Origin of the sequence: Acinetobacter sp. YH01025 (assembly GCF_013420185.1) — a bacterium.
Classification (GTDB): domain Bacteria; phylum Pseudomonadota; class Gammaproteobacteria; order Pseudomonadales; family Moraxellaceae; genus Acinetobacter; species Acinetobacter indicus.
In genome coordinates, this window is sequence record NZ_VOYR01000002.1 from 200,405 (window position 1) to 220,865 (window position 20,461).

General features: G+C 46.8%; 19 protein-coding genes. 1 reads left to right on the plus strand and 18 read right to left on the minus strand.

Annotated elements, in window-relative coordinates; all coding sequences use genetic code 11:
* Positions 1 to 43 precede the first annotated feature (43 nt).
* The 16 genes from FTT89_RS03420 to ndhC all read right to left on the minus strand — a co-directional run bounded on the left by FTT89_RS03420 (position 44) and on the right by ndhC (position 17,030).
* Entirely contained in the window at positions 44 to 745 is a 702-nt protein-coding gene (locus FTT89_RS03420; protein WP_180172679.1) for an excalibur calcium-binding domain-containing protein, read from the minus strand.
* A gap of 112 nt (positions 746 to 857) precedes the next feature.
* Entirely contained in the window at positions 858 to 1,151 is a 294-nt protein-coding gene (locus FTT89_RS03425) for a cold-shock protein (RefSeq protein WP_005179613.1), read from the minus strand.
* Positions 1,152 to 1,231: 80 nt separating this feature from the next.
* Complete coding sequence (gene upp / locus FTT89_RS03430; protein WP_045796291.1) at positions 1,232 to 1,867, minus strand: uracil phosphoribosyltransferase; 636 nt, start codon at positions 1,865 to 1,867, stop codon at positions 1,232 to 1,234.
* 122 nt (positions 1,868 to 1,989) lie between these two features.
* Entirely contained in the window at positions 1,990 to 3,483 is a 1,494-nt protein-coding gene (nuoN, locus tag FTT89_RS03435) for an NADH-quinone oxidoreductase subunit NuoN (protein ID WP_005179615.1), read from the minus strand.
* Positions 3,484 to 3,486: 3 nt separating this feature from the next.
* Positions 3,487 to 5,100, minus strand: a complete 1,614-nt coding sequence (gene nuoM, locus FTT89_RS03440) for an NADH-quinone oxidoreductase subunit M (protein ID WP_104491474.1) — start codon at positions 5,098 to 5,100, stop codon at positions 3,487 to 3,489.
* 1 nt (position 5,101) lies between these two features.
* The gene (gene nuoL, locus FTT89_RS03445; RefSeq protein WP_005179621.1) at positions 5,102 to 6,997 is read right to left on the minus strand and encodes an NADH-quinone oxidoreductase subunit L; all 1,896 of its coding nucleotides are present in this window, start codon (positions 6,995 to 6,997) and stop codon (positions 5,102 to 5,104) included.
* Entirely contained in the window at positions 6,994 to 7,302 is a 309-nt protein-coding gene (gene nuoK / locus FTT89_RS03450) for an NADH-quinone oxidoreductase subunit NuoK (RefSeq protein WP_005179622.1), read from the minus strand. The genes nuoL and nuoK overlap by 4 nt, the downstream gene beginning before the upstream one ends.
* A complete protein-coding gene (gene nuoJ / locus FTT89_RS03455; RefSeq protein ID WP_171065113.1) occupies positions 7,302 to 7,820 on the minus strand; it encodes an NADH-quinone oxidoreductase subunit J in 519 nt (172 codons plus the stop codon). Before nuoJ ends, nuoK begins: the two co-directional genes overlap by 1 nt.
* Entirely contained in the window at positions 7,820 to 8,362 is a 543-nt protein-coding gene (gene nuoI, locus FTT89_RS03460) for an NADH-quinone oxidoreductase subunit NuoI (RefSeq protein WP_005179629.1), read from the minus strand. The genes nuoJ and nuoI overlap by 1 nt, the downstream gene beginning before the upstream one ends.
* 16 nt (positions 8,363 to 8,378) lie before the next feature.
* Entirely contained in the window at positions 8,379 to 9,380 is a 1,002-nt protein-coding gene (gene nuoH, locus FTT89_RS03465) for an NADH-quinone oxidoreductase subunit NuoH (RefSeq protein ID WP_005179637.1), read from the minus strand.
* Positions 9,381 to 9,383: 3 nt separating this feature from the next.
* Positions 9,384 to 12,062, minus strand: a complete 2,679-nt coding sequence (gene nuoG, locus FTT89_RS03470) for an NADH-quinone oxidoreductase subunit NuoG (protein WP_005179641.1) — start codon at positions 12,060 to 12,062, stop codon at positions 9,384 to 9,386.
* A gap of 11 nt (positions 12,063 to 12,073) precedes the next feature.
* Positions 12,074 to 13,405 carry an NADH-quinone oxidoreductase subunit NuoF gene (gene nuoF / locus FTT89_RS03475; protein ID WP_005179643.1) on the minus strand — a complete coding sequence of 444 codons (1,332 nt, stop codon included), beginning with the start codon at positions 13,403 to 13,405 and terminating at the stop codon, positions 12,074 to 12,076.
* Complete coding sequence (nuoE, locus tag FTT89_RS03480) at positions 13,402 to 13,911, minus strand: NADH-quinone oxidoreductase subunit NuoE (RefSeq protein WP_005179645.1); 510 nt, start codon at positions 13,909 to 13,911, stop codon at positions 13,402 to 13,404. Before nuoE ends, nuoF begins: the two co-directional genes overlap by 4 nt.
* A gap of 14 nt (positions 13,912 to 13,925) precedes the next feature.
* Entirely contained in the window at positions 13,926 to 15,713 is a 1,788-nt protein-coding gene (gene nuoC, locus FTT89_RS03485; protein ID WP_005179647.1) for an NADH-quinone oxidoreductase subunit C/D, read from the minus strand.
* 87 nt (positions 15,714 to 15,800) lie between these two features.
* Positions 15,801 to 16,478 carry an NADH-quinone oxidoreductase subunit B family protein gene (locus FTT89_RS03490; protein ID WP_005179652.1) on the minus strand — a complete coding sequence of 226 codons (678 nt, stop codon included), beginning with the start codon at positions 16,476 to 16,478 and terminating at the stop codon, positions 15,801 to 15,803.
* 6 nt (positions 16,479 to 16,484) lie between these two features.
* Positions 16,485 to 17,030, minus strand: coding sequence for an NADH-quinone oxidoreductase subunit A (gene ndhC / locus FTT89_RS03495; RefSeq protein ID WP_005179655.1), 546 nt, complete (start codon positions 17,028 to 17,030; stop codon positions 16,485 to 16,487).
* A gap of 470 nt (positions 17,031 to 17,500) precedes the next feature.
* Between ndhC and FTT89_RS03500 the strand changes: the two genes are divergently transcribed.
* Positions 17,501 to 17,857, plus strand: a complete 357-nt coding sequence (locus FTT89_RS03500) for a hypothetical protein (RefSeq protein WP_005179658.1) — start codon at positions 17,501 to 17,503, stop codon at positions 17,855 to 17,857.
* A gap of 36 nt (positions 17,858 to 17,893) precedes the next feature.
* Here FTT89_RS03500 and FTT89_RS03505 read toward each other — a convergent pair whose 3' ends face one another.
* Complete coding sequence (locus tag FTT89_RS03505; RefSeq protein WP_005179661.1) at positions 17,894 to 18,802, minus strand: farnesyl diphosphate synthase; 909 nt, start codon at positions 18,800 to 18,802, stop codon at positions 17,894 to 17,896.
* Positions 18,803 to 19,011: 209 nt separating this feature from the next.
* Positions 19,012 to 20,202: a 2-methylaconitate cis-trans isomerase PrpF gene (prpF, locus tag FTT89_RS03510; RefSeq protein WP_180172680.1), complete on the minus strand. Its 1,191-nt coding sequence runs from the start codon at positions 20,200 to 20,202 to the stop codon at positions 19,012 to 19,014.
* Positions 20,203 to 20,461 lie beyond the last annotated feature (259 nt).

Here is a 20,461-nt window from a genome sequence, read left to right on the forward strand (position 1 = left end):
TTTAATCCATAAAAAAAGCGCCTGCAGGCGCTTTTTTCATACCTTATCGAAATTGGCTTTCACATGGAATCCCGTCGCCATCACCATCCATTTTGGTATTTGGGCAATTACGAATAAAGAATAAAGCCTCCTCATAAGACTTCATCTGACTACAATGCTCGCGGCCATCACATTTAAATTGTTCAGATGAGCTGCTACTTACCGGCAGCGCTTGCTCTACATTCTCTTGGACATTTTCTAAATTCTTTTTCCCTTTTTCACTAAGTCCAAGTTCCGGTAATTCGCCATGTACCGCTCTTTGCTCAGCTACGATCTGTTGCTGAGCAATCATCAGTTCTTCAAGTTTTTGCTGTTTCTGAGCTTGATATTCTTGATATTTCTTATATACCAAAATACTTAATCCTAAAATAATGATTAAGCCTAATACAGTAATGATCTTTGAGTTAAGCCATGAAGACTTCTTTTTATCTCTTGACGAAACTTTACCCTCGATATTTCTGTATCGTAGATTGTTCTGTTCAGCAGGCTCTGATACTTTTAGGTCTAAGCGCACAATATTCGCGGCTTTAAATTTTCCTGCATCTTCAACAATTATAAATTTTAGATTTTCACCGATTTTAGGTGGAACATTCTTATTGGGAAAATCTTTGATGTGGAAAAATAAATCTTTTGACTCTTTCTCTATCTGAATAGAACCAAAACCACGATCTTCATGATAGCTTTTGATTTTCCCCTCTTGAAACATAATGCGCTCTTATCTTTGATATTTTTAATAATTGTAATAAAAAAGAAGCTAAAAAGCCTCTTTTCTATTCTTATACTCGACTTAAGCAGAATATATAAATTCTACCTCAGTACTAACGTCGGAAATTGGACAGCAGGGAAGAAGTAATCGACTGGTTATGGGCGGCCACTTTGGATTTTTTGGCTTTGGCCGACTGGTCTTCAACCCGCTCAATTTTCACTGCTTTAAACTTGTTGCCGTTTTTGACCACATTAAATTTCACCCGGTCATTTCGCTTCGGTTCTATCCCATCGGCCGGGAAATCGGAAATATGAAAAAACACTTCGCCTTCCGGACAGGCAATAAAGCCGTAACCCTTGTCTGCGTTGTATTGCTTAACTTTACCCTGATATTGTTCGTTGCTCATCGACCTGTCCCCCTTTTGCGCTTCAAGCTTAGTATATAAAAAAGAGGCTATAAAAGCCCCTTCTCTGTTCACTAGCAAAATCAGTCTTTTTGCACGGAACCGAAAATTTTGTCACCGGCATCACCCAGGCCCGGTACGATATAGCCATTTTCATTCAGGCCCTGATCCACAGAGGCAGTGAAAATTACCACATCCGGATGCGCTGCTTCTACACGCTGAATGCCTTCTGGCGCAGCCACCAGCACCATCACGCGAATATCTTTACAGCCGCTGGCTTTTAACACATCAATCGCCGCCACTAAAGATGAACCGGTGGCCAACATTGGGTCAATGATCATGGCAATACGGTTTTGTACATCCGGTACCAGTTTTTTGTAGTAGGTACGTGCTTCCAGCGTTTCTTCATCACGCTCTAAGCCCAGTACAGACACTTTGGCGCTTGGAATCAGGTTCAGGAAACCATCCAGCATGCCAATACCGGCACGTAAAATTGGTACCACCGTAATTTTTTTACCGGCAATACGGTCTACCGTGACCGCACCATTCCAGCCGTCAATTTCATGCTCGACCATTGGCAAATCTTTGGTCGCCTCATAGGTCAACAGCATGGTCACTTCTTGCGCCAGCTCGCGGAAGTTTTTAGTGCTGATATCTGCACGACGCAGTAAACCGAGTTTATGACGAATGAGCGGATGACGAATTTCATGGATAGCCACGGGAGAACACCTAAAAGGTTAAGATAAAATTCCGTCTATTATAATCATTTTTTGACCCTGATAAAAACAAAAAAGCCCTCAAATATTGAGGGCTTTTTGCTAGACAATTCTCTTTTTCAAGATTATTGCTGAGACAGCATGAAGTGAATTGGAGATAAAATCTCGGCTTCAAGCGCCATCTGGATAATTGGATCCGGATAAACACCAATCACCAATACCGCCAGTGCAGCCAGCAGAACCATGATCCCGCCAACACGTTGACCCCAGTGATCGACTGCATCCATTTTTGGTGTTTCTGGCGGAGTCATATACATCACCACCATCACACGTAAATAGTAATACAGACCAATACCCGAACCGACAATAATCATCGCTGCCAGGAACCAGTGCTGGGTTGTTACCGCAGCCATGACAATCAGGAACTTACCAATAAAGCCTGCAGTCAGTGGAATACCGGCCAGAGACAGCATCATCACGGTTAATACAGCAGTCAGCACTGGACGACGCCAGAACAGACCACGGTATTCAGCCAGACTTTCTGCTTCTGAAGTGTTGTTATATGGACTCGACATTAACGCTACGGCACCGAAAGCACCAATCGTGGTTAATACATAGGTAATTACATAAACAGTCACATTACCCAAGCTGGCATAAGTCAGACTGATCAGACCAATCAGCAGATAACCGAAGTGTGCGATTGAAGAGTATGCCAAAACACGCTTCAGGTTCACTTGGCGTACCGCCAGGAAGTTACCGACAACAATCGACAGTACGGCAATAATGGTCAGCAGTGTAATAACTGATTCTTGCAGGATGGCACCTGAAGTCAGCAAGTAACGTACGAACAAACCAATGGTCGCCACTTTGGCAGCCGTTGCCAGGAAGGTCGCGATTGGTGCTGGAGCACCCGCATACACATCTGGTGTCCATTTGTGGAATGGTGCCAAAGACAGTTTGAATGCAACCGCAAAGATAATTAAGGCAATACCTAAAATGACCAGTGGCTGGTGCAGGTTCTGCATAAGCGCCTGTACAGAGTCATAGAATGACAGTGAACCGGTGTAGGCATAAATATACGCCATACCCATCAGCAACATCGCAGATGCGGTTGCTGAAAGTACCAGGTATTTCACCCCTGCTTCTAAAGACTTCGAACGCTGATGCGTATAGGCTAACAAGCCATACACCGGAATCGACATCAATTCCAGGCTGATGAAGAATGAAGCATAGTGCGAGCTTGCCACCATGAGCATTGCGCCTGCAACTGAGGACAACATCAGGATGTACAGCTCTTCACGATTGTCTTTATAGCTTTCAATATAAGCATGTGACAAGGTACAGCAAGCCAGTGCAGCAACCAGGATCAGTAACTGATAAACCAGTGTGAACTGATCAATCATAAACATGCCCATGACATTCGCTGGTGCAAAAGCACCACCGAATAATGAGAGCAGAATATACGCTGCAGCAAGGTTTAAGCCCACTACAGATGCTGTCGCAATCAGGTTATGGTTACGCTTGATTGCGGTGAGAATCATCACGACGATCGCAGTTAAAGCCACGATCATCACAGGAGCTAATGGCATAAGCTCGGAAAATGACATTGTGAAGTTCATGACTTATTGGATCTCCACATTTTCGAGTTGAGTGCTTACCTGTTCGGTCACTTCAACTAGCTCTTGAACTGGAATGTAGCTGTTTGCTAACCACGCCATGCTTGAATTGGAAATATCAAGGAAGCTTTGTGGATACAGACCAAGCCATAACAGACCAACGGCACAAATTAACAGAATCACAATTTCACGCGCATCCAGATCTTTTAACGGATTGCTGTAATGCTGTTTTTGCTCTTCGTTTGGTGTACCAAATAATGCTTTGTGAATCAGGATCAGACCATAAAGACCTGCAAACACCAGACTCACTGCAGCAATGATTGTAAATACAGGGAACTGGTTGAATGAACCCATCAGAATCAGGAATTCACCAATAAAGTTACCCAGACCCGGGATACCGACCAATGCTGCCACGAAGAACATCAGGAAGAAGGCCAGATACGGGAATTGACCACGAATACCACCCATCAGACGCATGTCACGGGTATGCACACGTTCATAGACCTGACCACACATAATGAACAATGCAGCAGATGACAAGCCATGTGCCAGCATCATGATCATTAAGCCTTGGTAAGTCAGGATATTACCTGCGTAAATCGCCAGTAACACAAAGCCCATGTGCGAAATAGAGGTATAAGCCAACAGGCGTTTCATATCGGTTTGCTGGAAGGCACACCAAGCGCCGTAGAAAATACCAATTAAACCGAAAATAATCGCGATGTCTGCAAACTGTGCAGAAGCCGCCGGGAAGAATGGAATCACGAAACGGAGTAAACCGTACGCTGCAGTCTTAATCAAGATACCTGCAAGGTCAACAGAACCCGCTGTTGGTGCCTGTGCGTGGGCATCTGGTAACCAGCCGTGTAACGGGAAAACTGGAAGTTTTACCGCAAAGCCGATGAACATACAGATCATGAAGGCATAAGCCACTGCCGGTAACTGTGCATCAAGCGTATTCGCCACCGCTAACAGATAGTGGTAGTTGAACGAGATGGTACCTGACAGCATGTAACCGTAAATCACCAGCCCCAGGATACCGATCAGCATGATCAGACCTGCAACCTGTGTATAGATGAAGAACTTGGTTGCTGCGTAAACACGCGATTTACCATCTGCCCCTTTATGCCCCCAAAGCGCAATCAGGAAGTAGATTGGAACCAGCATCATCTCCCAGAAGAAGAAGAACAGGAACAGGTCAATCGCCAGGAATACACCAATTACGCCACCTAAAGACCATAACAGGTTCAGGTGGAAGAAGCCCACGTTCTTCTGGATTTCACCCCAAGAACAGCCGACGGCCAAAATACCCAGCAGCGCTGTCAGGCCAACCATGAGTAATGATAAGCCATCTACCGCCAGGTGAATGTTAATGCCCAGGGTTTGAATCCAAGGCAACTGGAATTGGGCAGCCCAGCTTGGAACCTGTGCACCCAATTCATATTGATACGTACCTGATTGCCATAACGCCAGGGTCAGACCCAGCGTTACCAGCATACCCACCAGCGCAATATAGCGCGGCAGTTTGTCGTCGAGCTTGTCGACGATCCAACAAATAAAACCTGCAATGAACGGAACGAGGATCAGTGCGGGTAAAATGATATTGTTTGGAGCTTCCATCTTATTTCCCCACGACCTGAGTCACGACCACGACCAGCAGTAAAACAACAACACCGAGGGCCATACTAGAGGCGTATTCGCGCAATGAACCGGTTTGACGTGAACTGGTAAAGCTGTTGCCTGCTTTAACAATTGCAGGAAGCACCAGCCACAAGCCATCAATCGGATCGCGACCTAAAATTTTAGCGATAAGCAGGTAAGGCTTCACGAATACGATGTCATACAACGCATCGAAACCAAGTGCATTACGGCAGATATTGGCCAGACCTGAACCCAGAGAAGTCTGAGCAAAGCCTTTTACGGCATTGTAAGCAAACGCAAACAGCACCACGCCAACAGCAAGACCTGCCAAAGCAACCCCAATCGCGATGTATTCAGCACCATGTGCACCGGCTTCAAGCGCTTCAGGAATAATGAAGGCTGGAATTTGTGCAGCATCCAGAATGCTCATCACTGGTGCTTTCAGCACAATCGCCAGACCCGTTGAAAGCACTGCCAGAATTGCCAGTGGAGCCCAGTAAGTAATGCCTTTGATTTCATGATAAGGCGTGTTTTCTTTGCCGAAGAATACTACCCAGATTAAACGGAAAGTATAAATAGACGTTAAGAACGCACCTGCAACACCCACCCAATACAGTGTATTGAAGACTGGTACGCCAGCTAAATGACTTTGTGTCCACACCGCGGCCAGAATCGCATCTTTAGAGAAGAAGCCGATGGTCAGGAATGGAATGGCTGCCAAGGCACCGCCACCAATCGCGAAACATGCAAACAGGAATTTGTTCTTGTAGAACAGACCACCCATCTTGAAGATGTTTTGTTCATGATGGTAAGCCAGAATCACCGCACCTGAAGACAAGAATAATAATGCCTTGAAGAATGCGTGAGTCAGCATGTGGAACAGACCCGCCTGGTACGCTTCAGCACCTACGGCCATAAACATATAACCGAGCTGACTCATGGTTGAGTAAGCCAGAATACGTTTGATGTCGGTTTGAACCAGCGCTGCAAAACCAGCCACCAGCAAGGTTACCGCACCGGTAATAGAAATGAAGATCATCACTTCTGGTGCAAGTTCAAATACGCTGAACATACGGCAGCATAGATAAACACCCGCAGTCACCATGGTTGCCGCGTGGATTAACGCAGATACTGGCGTCGGACCTGCCATCGCATCTGCCAACCAGGTTTGTAACGGGATTTGCGCAGATTTACCGGCAGCACCCAGGAACAACATTAAGGCTGTCCAGATGGTAATTGATGAGCTTTGGGTCATAACCGCAGCAGCATTCTCAACGATGTACTGTGTATTCAGGGTACCGAACTGTTGGTACAGTAAGAACAGTGCAATCAGCAGGAATACATCACCAACACGCGTTACGGTAAATGCTTTAATGGCAGCAAAACCGTTGGCCGGGTTCTGGTAGTAATAACCGATTAACAGGTAAGAACACAGACCTACACCTTCCCAACCCAAGAACAATAACGCCAGGTTATCGCCCAGTACCAGCAGTAACATGCTGGCTACGAACAGGTTGAAGTAAGAGAAGAAACGTGCAAAGTCTTCCTCACCACGCATATACCAAGATGCGAAGATGTGAATCAGGAAACCAACACCGGTAATCATGCCCATCATCAGCAACGATAAGCCGTCAAGCTGCAAGCTGATGCCTGGGGCAAAATCACCCACGCTAAACCACGTCCACAAATGCTGAACGTAAAGTTCTTTACCGTTATTGACAAAGTCAAGGCCGGCAATCAGGGCAAATAATGCCGATAGACCAACTGCCCCTACCCCGATAATCGCCGCAACTTTCTCAGGAAGATTGTGACGCCCTGCCGCTAATAAAATAAAACCGATTAGCGGGAACAAAATTGTTAAATATAAATAACTCATCCGCGCATCTCACTAGCAGCATCCACATCCAGGTGATGGAAGCGATGATAGAACTGAAGGACGATCGCAAGACCGATACATGCCTCTGCCGCAGCCAGCGTCAGAATCAAGATGAACATGATCTGGCCATCTGGTTGTACCCAGGCACTACCCGCCAGAACAAACGCCAGTGCCGCAGCGTTCATCATGATTTCAAGGCTCATTAAAATGAATAACAGGTTGCGTCGCACCATTACACCGTAAAAACCCAGTGCAAAAAGAATGGTTGCAACGATCAAACCATGTTCTAAAGGGATGTTGCCCATTATTGTTTTTCCTCTTCTGCACCTGGTTCACGTTTACCTAAGTGGAATGCTGCAACCAGGGCTGCTAGCAATAACATCGCGGCAACTTCAACCAATAATAAATAGTGAGTAAAGAGTGCTTGACCGACTTCTTTAGGACCAACAATTTCGGTTCCCATGACAGCTGGCGTGCTGGAGTAATCCGATGCAAGCATCCATACCAGAACCAGACCCATCAAGAAGCTCATTAATGCTGGATATGCCCATGCAGATGAGTTGAGCCATTTGCTCTCTTGTTCAACAGTTTGCTGACCCAAGTTCAACATCATCACCACGAACACGAATAACACCATGATCGCGCCGGCATACACAATAATTTCCAGGGCACCGGCAAACGGTGCACCCACAATCATGAACATCCCTGCAACAGCAAGTAATGACACGATCAAGCTCAGTAACGCATGTACTGGGTTCGTGTTGGTGACAACACGAACAGTAGAGATAATGGCCACGAGTGCCATCAAATAAAACGGCCACATCATGGTAATAGACTCCGTACATCAACAGGTGCACTTTCTTTTTGTGCTTGACCTTTGTCTTTACCTGTAACTGCCATACCGGTTACACGGTAGAAGTTATAGTCAGGATATTTACCCGGACCTGAAATCAGCAAATGTTCTTTTTCATAGACCAGGTCCTGACGAACATATTCACCCAATTCAAAGTCTGGTGTCAGCTGAATTGCAGTTGTCGGGCAGGCTTCTTCACACATACCGCAGAAGATACAGCGAGAGAAGTTGATACGGAAAAATTCCGGATACCAACGACCATCTTCCTGCTCTGCTTTTTGCAGTGAAATACAACCCACTGGACATGCAACGGCACACAGGTTACAGGCAACGCAGCGCTCTTCGCCATCTGGGTCACGTGTAAGCACGATACGACCACGGAAACGCGGTGGTACGATTTCTTCGGCTGGCACTTCCGGATATAAAATGGTGTCACGTTTGCGGGTTGCGTGGCTGAACACCATCCACAACGAGCGCACGATTGACCCAAATCCAGCTAGAAACTTATACATTTTGTTCTCCCTGCCCTTACCACAAGATAACCGCGCCAGTAACCAGCAGGTTCACCAACGCTAATGGCAAGCAAATTTTCCAGCCAAAGTTCATTACCTGGTCATAACGTGGACGCATTAAAGAACCACGTGCCAGAACGAACATCATTACAAAGAATGCTGTTTTGATAATGAACCAGAATGCTGGAGGTAAGAAATCAAGTCCGAATGGCGCTAACCAGCCACCGAAGAATAACGTCACGATCAGCGCAGAGATCAGCACCACGTTGACGTATTCCGCAACGAAGAACATACCCCATTTCATACCGCCATATTCTACGTGATAACCTTCTGCCAATTCTTGTTCTGCTTCTGGTTGGTCAAACGGGTGACGGTGCGTTACCGCAACACCTGCAACCACGAAAATCAAGAAGCCCAAGAACTGAGGAATTACAAACCAGACATCTTGTTGTGCTTCTACAATTTCACGCATGTTGAATGAGCCGGCAATTGCCACCACACCCATCAGGGAAATACCCAGGAACACTTCATACGAAATGGTTTGAGCTGCTGAACGTAGACCACCAAGCAATGCGTATTTGTTGTTTGATGACCAACCACCAAACAGAACCGCATAGACTGCAATACCAGCCATTGCCATAAAGAACAACAGGCCAATGCTCATGTCTGCAACACCTAAATAAGGTGATACAGGAATAACCATGAACGACAGTACCGCAGTTGCCATTGCAACTGCTGGTGCCATACGGAAGGTTAGTTTGTCGGCAAATTTAGGTGTCCAGTCTTCTTTGAACATGATTTTAAGCATGTCGGCGACAATCTGGAACATACCGCCCGGACCTACACGGTTCGGACCATAACGGTCTTGCCATAAACCGAGCAGACGACGCTCGATAAATGACATTAATGCTGCAACCAGTACCACAACCAGCAAGATCACAATCGCTTGAATGACTGAATAGGCAATTGGCCAGTTCTCAGCCCAAAGCGGTGTTTGACGCATTAATTCTTGTTCCATGAATTATACTCCTACCGCGACTGACACAGGCTCAGCAAGAGATACCGTCGGTGCTAGACCAATTGGGTAACCAATATAACCTGTAGGTAAATATTCAATCACTTGAACTGGAAGAACAATTGAAGTCTCGCCTGCTTTCACAGTGATCTTCTGACCATCTTTCAGGTTCAAACGGCTTGCATCCTGTTCACCCACGGCAAACATGGCTTCAGGAATACGTGATTCCATCGCTGGTGTTTTAATGGTGAATTCACCTGACGCAAAAATATGATGCATTGGCACCAAACGGAAGCTGTCCGGATTGGCCAATACAGGGCTTGGTGCTACGAAGCTACGTGCTGGACGTTTTGGTAAACGGTCGAATAAACGTACGCCTGAATCACCACCTTTTAAGTGACCGCCCACGTTGTCCTGGAATTTGTTCCAGGCCTGTGGCGAGTTCCAGCCTGCAGACCACGCAAATGGCACCAGTGCAGATGGCGTCTGATTACCGACATAACCTTCCATCGAGAAAGTTAATGCAGAATCGACATCGGTCGGCTGTTTTGGTTCGTGAATCGAAAGCGGTGCACGAATGGCAGTACGGCCTGAGTAACGACGTGGTTCACGTGCCACTTTCAGACCATGGACACGGAAGCCCGCATCTGGTGCAACGTCTAAAATACCTTCTAATGCCGGTACGTTTTTCGCTACAGACTCGATCACATCATCCAGCAAGGTCCATGAAATCGCTTTACCTTTCATGCCAGTTTCAAGGGCATGTAACCAGCGCCAAGATTCTTTAATCGCCAGTTCCGGCTTGTAGTAGCTTGGGTCATACACTTGATAGAAACGCTGTGCACGGCCTTCTTGCGATACCACAGTACCATCACCTTCAGCGAAGCTTGCTGCTGAAAGTACGATGTCTGCTTTCGCCACAGTCGCAGTTTCAGAGTGGTCCAGCACAATAATGTCTTTACCTGCAAGTGCAGCATCGACCTGAGCCGCTGGTAAACGACGGTAAAGGTCATTTTCCACCACAATCACAGTGTCATAGTCTTGTGCAAAGGCTTGCTCCAAGCTCTGACCACCAAAGATCGCCAAGCCCATTGAGTTCACTTCAGGAACAGTCAATGTTAAGCCTGCATTACCAAGGTTTTGAGCCACTTGAGCCGCAGCTTCCATGATGGCAGCGTCTTGTAAGCTTGTACCAGAGATGATTAAAGGCTTCTTCGCCGCTTTTAAGGTATCTGCGATGGTTTGCGCAAATGCTTTGGCATCGTCATCTAAACCGGTAATCACTTCGCCTTTTACGCCAGCGGCAATGGCAAAGCCTAAACGCGCGATGTCATTTGGAGATGCAACCACTTCACCAGTTGCCACGTCAGCAAGACGGGTTTGAGTTGCAGCCAGAATGTAAATCGGAGATTTCGCATCTTGCGCAATACGTTGTACTGGTTCAGCCAGCCATTCTTGAGTACGACGCTCTGCCGCCATTTCTTTGGCTTTGTTTTTCGCCGCTTGACGAACAGATAAAGCCATACGTGGTGCAGTTTGTGTCAGGTCTTCACCCAGAATTAACACGGCGTCATAGCTTTCAATTTCACGCATACCCGGGTTGTAAACACCTTCGGTTTGCATGATTGATGCCGCCAGTTCCACCAGACTTTGCTCTTTTTGCGACATACCGGTTGAGTAGTTGTCCTGACCAACCAGTTCGCGCAGTGCAAAGTTCGATTCAAGCGAGGCACGTGGTGAGCCAATACCCAGCACTTTTTTGCCTTGAAGATTCTCAATCACGGTGTCTAATGCCTGATCGACAGACACAGTCGTGACATTTTGACCATCACGGAATTGTGGCTGACGCGGACGATCTTCACGGTTCACATAACCGGTACCGAAACGGCCTTTGTCACACAGGAAGTACTGGTTCACTTCACCATTGAAACGGTTTTCTACACGACGCAGTTCACCATAACGCTCACCTGGAGAAATGTTACAGCCTGAAGAACAGCCTTGGCATACGCTAGGCGCATACTGCATGTCCCACTTACGGTTGTAGCGCGCAGAGTGAGTTTTGTCGGTGAATACACCTGTTGGGCAGACTTCAGTCAGGTTACCCGAGAATTCAGATTCTAAAGTCCCTGATTCTGGACGACCGAAGTACACACGTGATGCGTTGGCATACACGCCAAAGTCGGTACCGCCAGCATAGTCTTTGTAGTAACGCACACAACGGTAACAGGCGATACAGCGGTTCATCTCGTGCGCAATAAACGAACCCAGTTCCTGGTTGTAATGCGTACGCTTGGTGAAACGGTAACGACGACGGTCGTGTTGCGTCATTACAGTCATATCCTGTAAATGACAGTGACCACCTTCTTCACAGACCGGACAGTCGTGCGGGTGGTTGGTCATCAAGAATTCAACAACAGAAGCTCGGAAATCTTTTGCTTCTTTGTCTTCAATCGAGATGTAGGTATTGTCAGCAGCAGGCGTCATACATGACATGACCAGACGACCACGCGTATCTTCAGGATTCGCGTATTGCGTCACAGCACATTGACGGCAAGAACCGACAGAACCTAAGGATGGATGCCAACAAAAATATGGGATGTCGATGCCAAGGCTTAAACAAGCTTGCAGCAAGTTTTCTGAGCCGTTGACTTCATACGATTTTCCATCGACATGAATTGTAGCCATAGTCGAATTCCTTAAGCTTGTTCTACGTTGCTGGTCTGAGCTGCGGCATTCACCACTTTCGCTTCAAACTCGCCACGGAAATATTTGAGTGCGCCCATTAACGGTTCCATCGCACCTGGTGCGTGTGCACAGAAAGTTTTACCAATCCAAAGCTTACGGGTCAGTTCCTGTAAGTGATCGATGTCTTCTTTCGTACCCGTACCATCTTCGAGTGCTTTCAGTGCCTTCACCGCCCACGGTAAACCATCACGGCAAGGTGTACACCAGCCACATGATTCACGCGCAAAGAATTCTTCTAAGTTACGGGTTGCTGAAACCATACATTGGGTTTCATCGACCACCATCAGCAGACAGGTACCTAAACGTGAACCCGCTTTCATGATGCTTTCTGCATCCATCGGCAGGTCAATGTGCTCAGCAGCCAGGAAGTCTGTTGATGCACCACCTGGTAACCATGCTTTCAGCTTCAGGCCGTCACGCATACCACCGGCATGTTCTTCAATCACTTCACGTGCAGTGGTACCAAAAGGCAGCTCCCAAAGACCTGGGAATTTCACCTTACCTGATGCACCGTAAATTTTCGTACCTGGATCTTTCGATTTACCCGCAGACAGGTTGATGTACCACTCAGGACCACGTAACAAAATGGCTGGCAAGTTGTTGTAGGTTTCTACGTTGTTGACAATCGTAGGACGACCCCACGCCCCTGCAACTTGCGGGAATGGCGGTTTGGTACGCGGATTGGCACGGCGACCTTCCAGCGAGTTAATCAGTGCGGTTTCTTCACCACAGATATAACGGCCCGCGCCGGTGTGCACATACAGCTCGAAGTTCCAGCCAGAACCCAGGATGTTGTCGCCCAGGTAACCTTTGGCACGAATCTGCTCAATCGCTTCATTTAAATATTGTGCAGCTTCGATGTACTCGCCACGGATAAAGATATAGCCGTGAGTCGCTTCCAGTGTATAAGCCGCAATCAGCATACCTTCAATCAATTGATGTGGAAGTTTTTCCATCAACAAACGGTCTTTGAAAGTACCCGGTTCCATTTCGTCGGCATTACAGATCAGGTAACGTGGACCTGAATTGTCGTTTGGCGCCATCAGCGACCATTTGATGCCTGCCGGGAAGCCTGCACCACCACGACCTTTAACGGTTGCAGCTTTCACCACATCCAGTACTTCGGCCGGTGTCATGCTAATGGCTTTTTTGAAGCCGGCATAACCATCAAGCGCTTCGTAATCATCTGCATTACGAACATGCTCTTGTTTACTCAAACGCCAAGTTAATGGATGAGTTTCTGGGTTACCGTCGCCATAAATTGGTTTTGGTTCGGTATTCATACATACTTCTCCAATAACTGTTTAATTGATGTCACTTCAACCAGACCGTGAGTATCTTCATCAATCATTAACGTTGGACCTTTGTCACAGTTGCCCAGACAGCAGATTGGCAGCAAAGTGAAACGACCATCTGCAGTCGTTTGACCAAACTGAATGCCAAGCTCGCGCTGGAACGCTTCTGCCAAAGTTTCCGCCCCCATCAAGAAGCACGCGATAGAGTCACACAGAAGAATAACGTGACGACCTACCGGTTGACGGTAAATACGGTTATAGAACGTTGCTACCCCTTCTAAATCAGCAACACTGATTGAAAGCAGTTGAGCAATCGCATTGAGCTGTGCGTCATCAATCCAGCCATTACGGCGTTGTACACACTTTAGCGCATCCAGAGATGCCGCACGTGGGTACGGATAGTGACCAATGTGATGTTCGATTTCGTGGATTTCATCTGCAGTTAAAATCCCTTCAACATTCACACGTGGCTTTTTATCAGTCAAAATCATCATAATGCGTTTACCCCTTAGCGATCCACGTCAGCCATTACGACATCAATTGTCGCTAAATAAATGATCAAGTCAGAGACCAGACTGCCGTTAATCACCGAAGGAATTTGCTGTAAGTGCGTGAAGGTTGGTGTACGGATACGGGTACGATAACTCATGGTTGACTTGTCTGAAGTCAAGTAGTAGTTCGACGCCCCTTTCACCACTTCTGCCATTACAGATGCTTCACCTGCCGGCATGACAGGACCCCAAGACACGCTCAAGAAGTGCGTAATCAGGGTTTCAATATCTTGTAATGTCTTGTCTTTTGGTGGTGGAACAGCCAGAGGATGATCCGCTTTATATGGACCAGATGGCATGTTATCCAAGCACTGCTTGATGATTTTTAAAGACTGTTCGATTTCGCGGTAGTGAACGATGACACGCGCATAGGCATCACCTTCGTACTCCACCGGCACTTCGAAGTCATAGTTTTCATAGCCGCTGTATGGACGGTATTTACGTACGTCAAAGTCGATACCTGTTGCACGTAAACCGGTACCTGTCACACCCCAGGCCAATGCAGATTTTGCATCGTACTGCGCTACATTGCGGGTACGGCCTTCAAACACCGAGTTTTTCAGCGCTGCAGTGTGGTATTCCTTCAGACGTTTTGGCATCCACTCCAGAATCTCGCGGATCAGGTGCTGCCAGTTGTTTGGAAGGTCATGCGCGGTACCACCAATACGGAACCAGGCTGGGTGCATACGGTAACCGGTGATCGCTTCAATCGCATCATAAATCTTCTGACGGTCGGCGAACATATAGAATACTGGGGTCATACCGCCGGCATCCTGAATTGCTGTACCGATATAAAGCAAGTGGTTATTGATACGGAACAGTTCCGACATCATCACACGGATACATTGTGCACGCTCTGGCACCTGAATACCGGCCAGCTGCTCCACACCCATCACATACGGCATGTTTTGCGCACAACCACCGAGGTAGTCGACACGGTCGGTATACGGAATGAATGAGTGCCAGGTTTGACGCTCAGCCATTTTTTCCACACCACGGTGGTGATAGCCGATGTCGGGTACACAGTCTTTTACTTCTTCACCATCCAGCTGCAAGATGACACGGAACGCACCGTGTGCAGATGGGTGGTTAGGACCCAAGTTCAGGAACATGAAGTCTTCGTCTTCGTTACCACGGGTCAGACCCCAGTCTTCCGGTACGAAACGCAAGTGTTCCTGTTCAAAATCCTGCTTGGCCTGGTTCTGCATATACGGGGTATATTCAGTGGCACGTGCAGAATATTCCTTGCGCAGCGGGTGACCTTCCCAATAGGTTGGCAGCAAGATACGACGGAGCATTGGATGCCCTTCGAAGTTAATGCCGAACATATCGTAAGCTTCACGCTCGTACCAGTTGGCATTTGGCCAGATATTGGTCGCAGTCGGAATATTCAGATCGTTCTCATTTAGCGCAACTTTGACACGGATATCGCTGTTACGTTCTAACGACAACAGGTGATAGAACACGGTAAAGTCAGATGCAGGCAATCCGTCGCGGTGCGTACGTAAACGCTCATCTACCGCAGACAGGTCAAACAGCATCACGTATGGACGTGACACTGTACGCAAGAACATCAAGACTTCTTGTACGCGTGCGCGCTCAACCCAGACCGTTGGAAAATCTTCAAAAGTCGTTTGCACATAGAAGTTCTCACCAAATTTGGTTTTGAGCTCTTCTACAATTGCAAATGCTGGGCGGGAATCAACTGCTGTTGATTCTGGCATAGCAATGTCAGTTTCAGCCATTGGCTTGGCTTCCTATTTAATACAAATTCAGTCAACCTAAACGACAACTACACCCATAACGGGTGCACCACGATTTTGTCGCTTAAATTATTTAATTTCATCCATAGAGCGCAGGTTTTTCACCGCAATACGCTGTGCTTGCTTACGGTCACGTTCTGGCATCATCTTTGGCTTATACACTGGCTTAAGATCATCACCAATCACCGCAGACAGCGGACGGCGCTCTAATTGAATTTGGTCTTGCAACAACATTAATGCCTGAATTAAGGCTTCAGGACGTGGTGGGCAACCTGGGATATACACATCGACAGGAATGATTTTATCCACACCTTGTACAACCGAATAAATATCGTACATACCGCCTGAGTTTGCACATGCACCCATTGAGATGACCCATTTTGGCTCAAGCATTTGCTCGTACAAACGCTGGATTACTGGGGCCATTTTCACGAAACAGGTACCGGCGACAATCATGAGGTCGGCCTGACGAGGTGAAGCACGAATAACCTCGGCACCAAAACGTGACAAGTCATGCACGCCGGTTAAAGTCGTTGCATACTCTACGTAGCAGCAAGATGTACCAAAGTTAAACGGCCAAACTGAGTTCTTACGCCCCCAGTTTACTGCTGTATGTGCCAAGTCTTCTAAACGAGTCATGAACACATTTTTATTCACTTCTTCTTCAAGCGGATCTGTAACGATCTGGCGCTCCTGAAGTGGATATTGATCAGCATCCGGATTCGCACGGGTTAAGGTATATTTCATCCCGAGTTACTCCTTATCAGATGATATAGCCTGTGATTTTTTCACATGACCAGCAGATTGAGCAGGAATTTGACCAGTAGGGTCGATTACCAGCTCTTCAATTGAGTTAAAGCGGGTAATTTCTGCAAGATCCATATTTGGTGAACCGATTTTAGGTTTAATCCCTGCAGCTTTACGTTTGTCAGATGGAGCCCAGTTCAGTGCACCGGTTGACAGTTCGTAAATCAAACCAACGAGTAAAACTAAAATAAATACAGCAGCAGTTGCAAAACCAACCCAGCCTACTTCACGAACAGAAGCTGCCCATGCGTAGAGATAGAGGGCTTCTAAGTCGAACACAACGAAGAAAATCGCAACTAAATAGAACTTGGCAGACAAGCGAATGCGTGCACCACCTGCACTCACAACACCTGACTCAAACTGCTCCTGCTTAGCACGGCCCCATGATTTACCCCCTAGGAGTAACGGGACAGTGAGCATAAAGACGCATAAAAATGTAACGCCGATCACGAAGGCAATAATTGCCCATTCGTATGGAGTAATGGCACTCATGCGGGGATAACTCCTGGCAGGCCTATTTATTAACAAAGAATGTATGTATTGGCCTTCAAATACACCAAACACAAAATTAATCCCGCCAATTGTACCTGATTTATGATTTCACTTGCTAGCTTATAAGCCTTAGTCTTTCGGATGATTTTTCCGCGAAACAAATGCCAGAGCACCATTCTGTTGGCCCCTACAGGCCATAATCGCTTTACTAAATCAAGATGTGTTTATTTATTAATTTTTCCAAAATTTTGCGTGAGTCGCTGCTATTGATCACTAACTTTGCAATGGCCAATCCTGCCAGCCGTATTCGGCTTCATTTACACCGAATTAAAATGATGATCTTATTCTGCGCCTGAATGCCGGCGTGATTTGTATATTTTTGCAATTTAAAGCGCTTAAGGCTTCATCAATCTGAAGGCTTATGGTATTCCTAAGAAGAACTATAAATTTCAATAATAAGGAGTACATACATGAGCTTAAAATTTACCCATCATCCTGAGTACTTTCTCTTTGCCCAGCTAATTATGCGTCATATTGAAAATTATATTGAGAAACATCCAGACGCGAACAATGCCATTTTCGATTTACGTGATATTTACGAGCTGTTCCGTCAGGACAAAGCCTCAGCCAGTATTAACCTCGATGGTATTTTAAATATTGCTGATGAGTACACGGTGGATACCCTGGACGGTGACCAGAAACTGATTAGCCGTTACAGTATTGATGCCAAAGACAATAAGCTGCTGTTTGACTTTAATCAGGCTGCACTGGAAGGCCTTAAGAAAGGCAAAGCCCTGATTGCTCCGGATGCCAAAATCCAGGAATAAAACAAAAAAGCGTGTTTTGACAACACGCTTTTTTAATTAACTTTTACGTTGCCATAAAAATTGTGAAATGGCTCTTAATGCGGCGGCATCTTCAGCAAAATAGTCTAGCGCCTGCAAAGCCTGATCATGCAAATCTGTGGCATAAGCCTGTGCCTGCTCCAGCCCCATCAATGCCGGATAGGTCGATTTCTCCACCTGCTCATCCTTACCGGCAGTTTTTCCTAACACTTCAGTATCAGAAATAATATCCAGAATATCGTCCTGGACCTGGAAGGCCAGACCAATCACCTGCCCATATTCACGCAGTTGTGGAATCGCGCGATCGGTACCCTCAAAAATCGCTACTGCAGCCATCATAATCGCCGCAGAAATTAAAGCACCGGTTTTATTGCGATGAATCGTTTCTAACGCAGCCTGATCGACCTGCTTGCCTTCGGCCTGTAAATCCAGCACCTGTCCGCACACCATCTTGGAAGACGCGGTCGCCAGAATCTGCATCTGCTTTAGCACAATTGTCGCATCTACTGCCGCACCCTGATCAAACAAACGGCTGCCCAATACCTCAAAGGCCATTGACTGCAAAATATCACCCGCCAACAGTGCAGTATCTTCACCAAAGGCGGCATGACAGGTCGGCTGGCCACGGCGCAGCAAATCATTGTCCATACAAGGCAAATCATCATGCGCCAGCGAATAGCAGTGAATCAGCTCAATCGCCACCGCCGCACGGCGCACTGCCGCCATATTGGTATTCGGTTTTAAGGCTGCTGTGGCATAACACAAGGCTGGACGCACGCGTTTTCCACCCAGCATTACTGCATGATAGACTGCCCCTTTTAAAGGCTCAGGAATGGCAAAAGCGTCTAAGGCCGTCAATAAATCTTGTTGGATACGTTGTTGCGCTTCAGTCAACACGGTTACAGGGACGTCAGTGAGAGATGACACATTTGCCTCGAATTGGTTGTTCTATAAGATTGTTAGCCGTCACTGGCCAACCCCCTGTTCGCATTGTACCTCTAATTTAAGTTTTTTTAAGCCTTAACTACAGACAAGCGGATATTTCAGTTTTTTTCAGCTTTCGATCTCAATCCATAAAAAACGCCCCTATTGAACATAGAGGCGAATTCATTAATTCAGGCAAAATCAAGTCAGCGTTATTCCAGCACCTCGGCCGGTACACGTACCCAGCCTTCCATCAGCACCCGCGCACTACGGCTCATCACCGCTTTTTTCACCTGCCACTGACCGTTTTCCTGCACCGCTTGCGCGCCGACGCGTAAAGTCCCAGAAGGATGACCAAAACGCACCGCTTCACGCTTGCCACCACCAGCAGCCAGATTCACCAAGCTCCCCGGCACGGCAGCGGCTGTCCCAATGGCCACCGCAGCAGTGCCCATCATGGCATGGTGCAGTTTACCCATCGACAAGGCACGCACCAGCAAATCGACATCTTCAGCCTGAATATTTTTACCACTTGATGCGGTATAGCTCTGTGGACGCGCGACAAAAGCAATTTTCGGGGTATGCTGACGTTTTGCCGCTTCCGCTACATCATCAATCAAGCCCATCTGCTTGGCCCCATAGGCCCGGATTTTTTCAAAACGCGCCAGCGCCTCCGGATTACTATTAATGTCATCCTGCAATTCGGTGCCGCTATAGCCAATTTCATCGGCATTTAAAAAGATGGTCGGAATACCGGCATTAATAAAAGTCGCCTGAAAAGTCCCGACATCTGGTACCACAAAGGTATCCACCACATTGCCAGTCGGAAACATGGCCCCGCCCTCTTCGCCATCATCGGCCGGATCTAAAAATTCAATTTGTACTTCTGCTGCCGGAAAAGTCACACCATCCAGCTCAAAATCACCGGTTTCCTGCACCTGACCATTGGTGATTGGCACATGCGCGATAATGGTTTTCTGAATATTTTTCTGCCAGATGCGTACGGTACACAGACCGTTTTCCGGAATTTTATCGGCATCCACTAGCCCCTGACTGATGGCAAAAGCACCCACCGCAGCAGTCAGGTTGCCACAGTTACCGCTCCAGTCCACAAAAGGCTGATCAATTGCCACCTGACCAAATAGATAATCGACATCATGCTCCGGCTGGCTGCTTTTGGCCAGAATCACGGTTTTACTGGTACTGGAAGTGGCGCCGCCCATGCCATCAATCTGCTTGCCATAAGGGTCCGGGCTGCCAATGACCCGTAGCAGTAGCTGATCACGAATTTTTCCAGGCACTTGCGCTTCGACTGGTAAGTCATCTAATTTGAAAAAGACACCTTTACTGGTACCGCCACGCATATAGGTGGCTGCAATTTTAATTTGTGGAGCGCAGCGCATTCTTATCTAATCCTTTGATTTTTCGTTGTATTACATAATCCAAAGCAAGGTTTTTGCTTACTTTAAATGATAACGTCTTTTGCTTAAAAAATCAGGCGAACTGGACTTAAGTATAAAATTTACCCAAATCTTGGGCTGTAGACTTGAAATTTTCAAGCCTAAAAAAATATAGCCAATAAAATTAATATCTTGATTCAATTATTGTTTCAACAAAATGACCATTTTTCGATTTTATGAGCTGTTCTGAAGCGACTGGTGA

Coding starts and splice junctions, on each gene's coding strand:
- nuoK (WP_005179622.1), bottom strand. CDS start 7,302: ATGGGCAACATCCCTTTAGAACATGGTTTGATCGTTGCAACCATTCTT.
- FTT89_RS03420 (WP_180172679.1), bottom strand. CDS start 745: ATGTTTCAAGAGGGGAAAATCAAAAGCTATCATGAAGATCGTGGTTTT.
- nuoJ (WP_171065113.1), bottom strand. CDS start 7,820: ATGTGGCCGTTTTATTTGATGGCACTCGTGGCCATTATCTCTACTGTT.
- nuoI (WP_005179629.1), bottom strand. CDS start 8,362: ATGTATAAGTTTCTAGCTGGATTTGGGTCAATCGTGCGCTCGTTGTGG.
- nuoH (WP_005179637.1), bottom strand. CDS start 9,380: ATGGAACAAGAATTAATGCGTCAAACACCGCTTTGGGCTGAGAACTGG.
- nuoL (WP_005179621.1), bottom strand. CDS start 6,997: ATGAGTTATTTATATTTAACAATTTTGTTCCCGCTAATCGGTTTTATT.
- nuoN (WP_005179615.1), bottom strand. CDS start 3,483: ATGAACTTCACAATGTCATTTTCCGAGCTTATGCCATTAGCTCCTGTG.
- nuoF (WP_005179643.1), bottom strand. CDS start 13,405: ATGAATACCGAACCAAAACCAATTTATGGCGACGGTAACCCAGAAACT.
- nuoG (WP_005179641.1), bottom strand. CDS start 12,062: ATGGCTACAATTCATGTCGATGGAAAATCGTATGAAGTCAACGGCTCA.
- FTT89_RS03500 (WP_005179658.1), top strand. CDS start 17,501: ATGAGCTTAAAATTTACCCATCATCCTGAGTACTTTCTCTTTGCCCAG.
- ndhC (WP_005179655.1), bottom strand. CDS start 17,030: ATGAGTGCCATTACTCCATACGAATGGGCAATTATTGCCTTCGTGATC.
- nuoM (WP_104491474.1), bottom strand. CDS start 5,100: ATGGAAGCTCCAAACAATATCATTTTACCCGCACTGATCCTCGTTCCG.
- FTT89_RS03490 (WP_005179652.1), bottom strand. CDS start 16,478: ATGAAATATACCTTAACCCGTGCGAATCCGGATGCTGATCAATATCCA.
- prpF (WP_180172680.1), bottom strand. CDS start 20,202: ATGCGCTGCGCTCCACAAATTAAAATTGCAGCCACCTATATGCGTGGC.
- nuoC (WP_005179647.1), bottom strand. CDS start 15,713: ATGGCTGAAACTGACATTGCTATGCCAGAATCAACAGCAGTTGATTCC.
- nuoE (WP_005179645.1), bottom strand. CDS start 13,911: ATGATGATTTTGACTGATAAAAAGCCACGTGTGAATGTTGAAGGGATT.
- FTT89_RS03425 (WP_005179613.1), bottom strand. CDS start 1,151: ATGAGCAACGAACAATATCAGGGTAAAGTTAAGCAATACAACGCAGAC.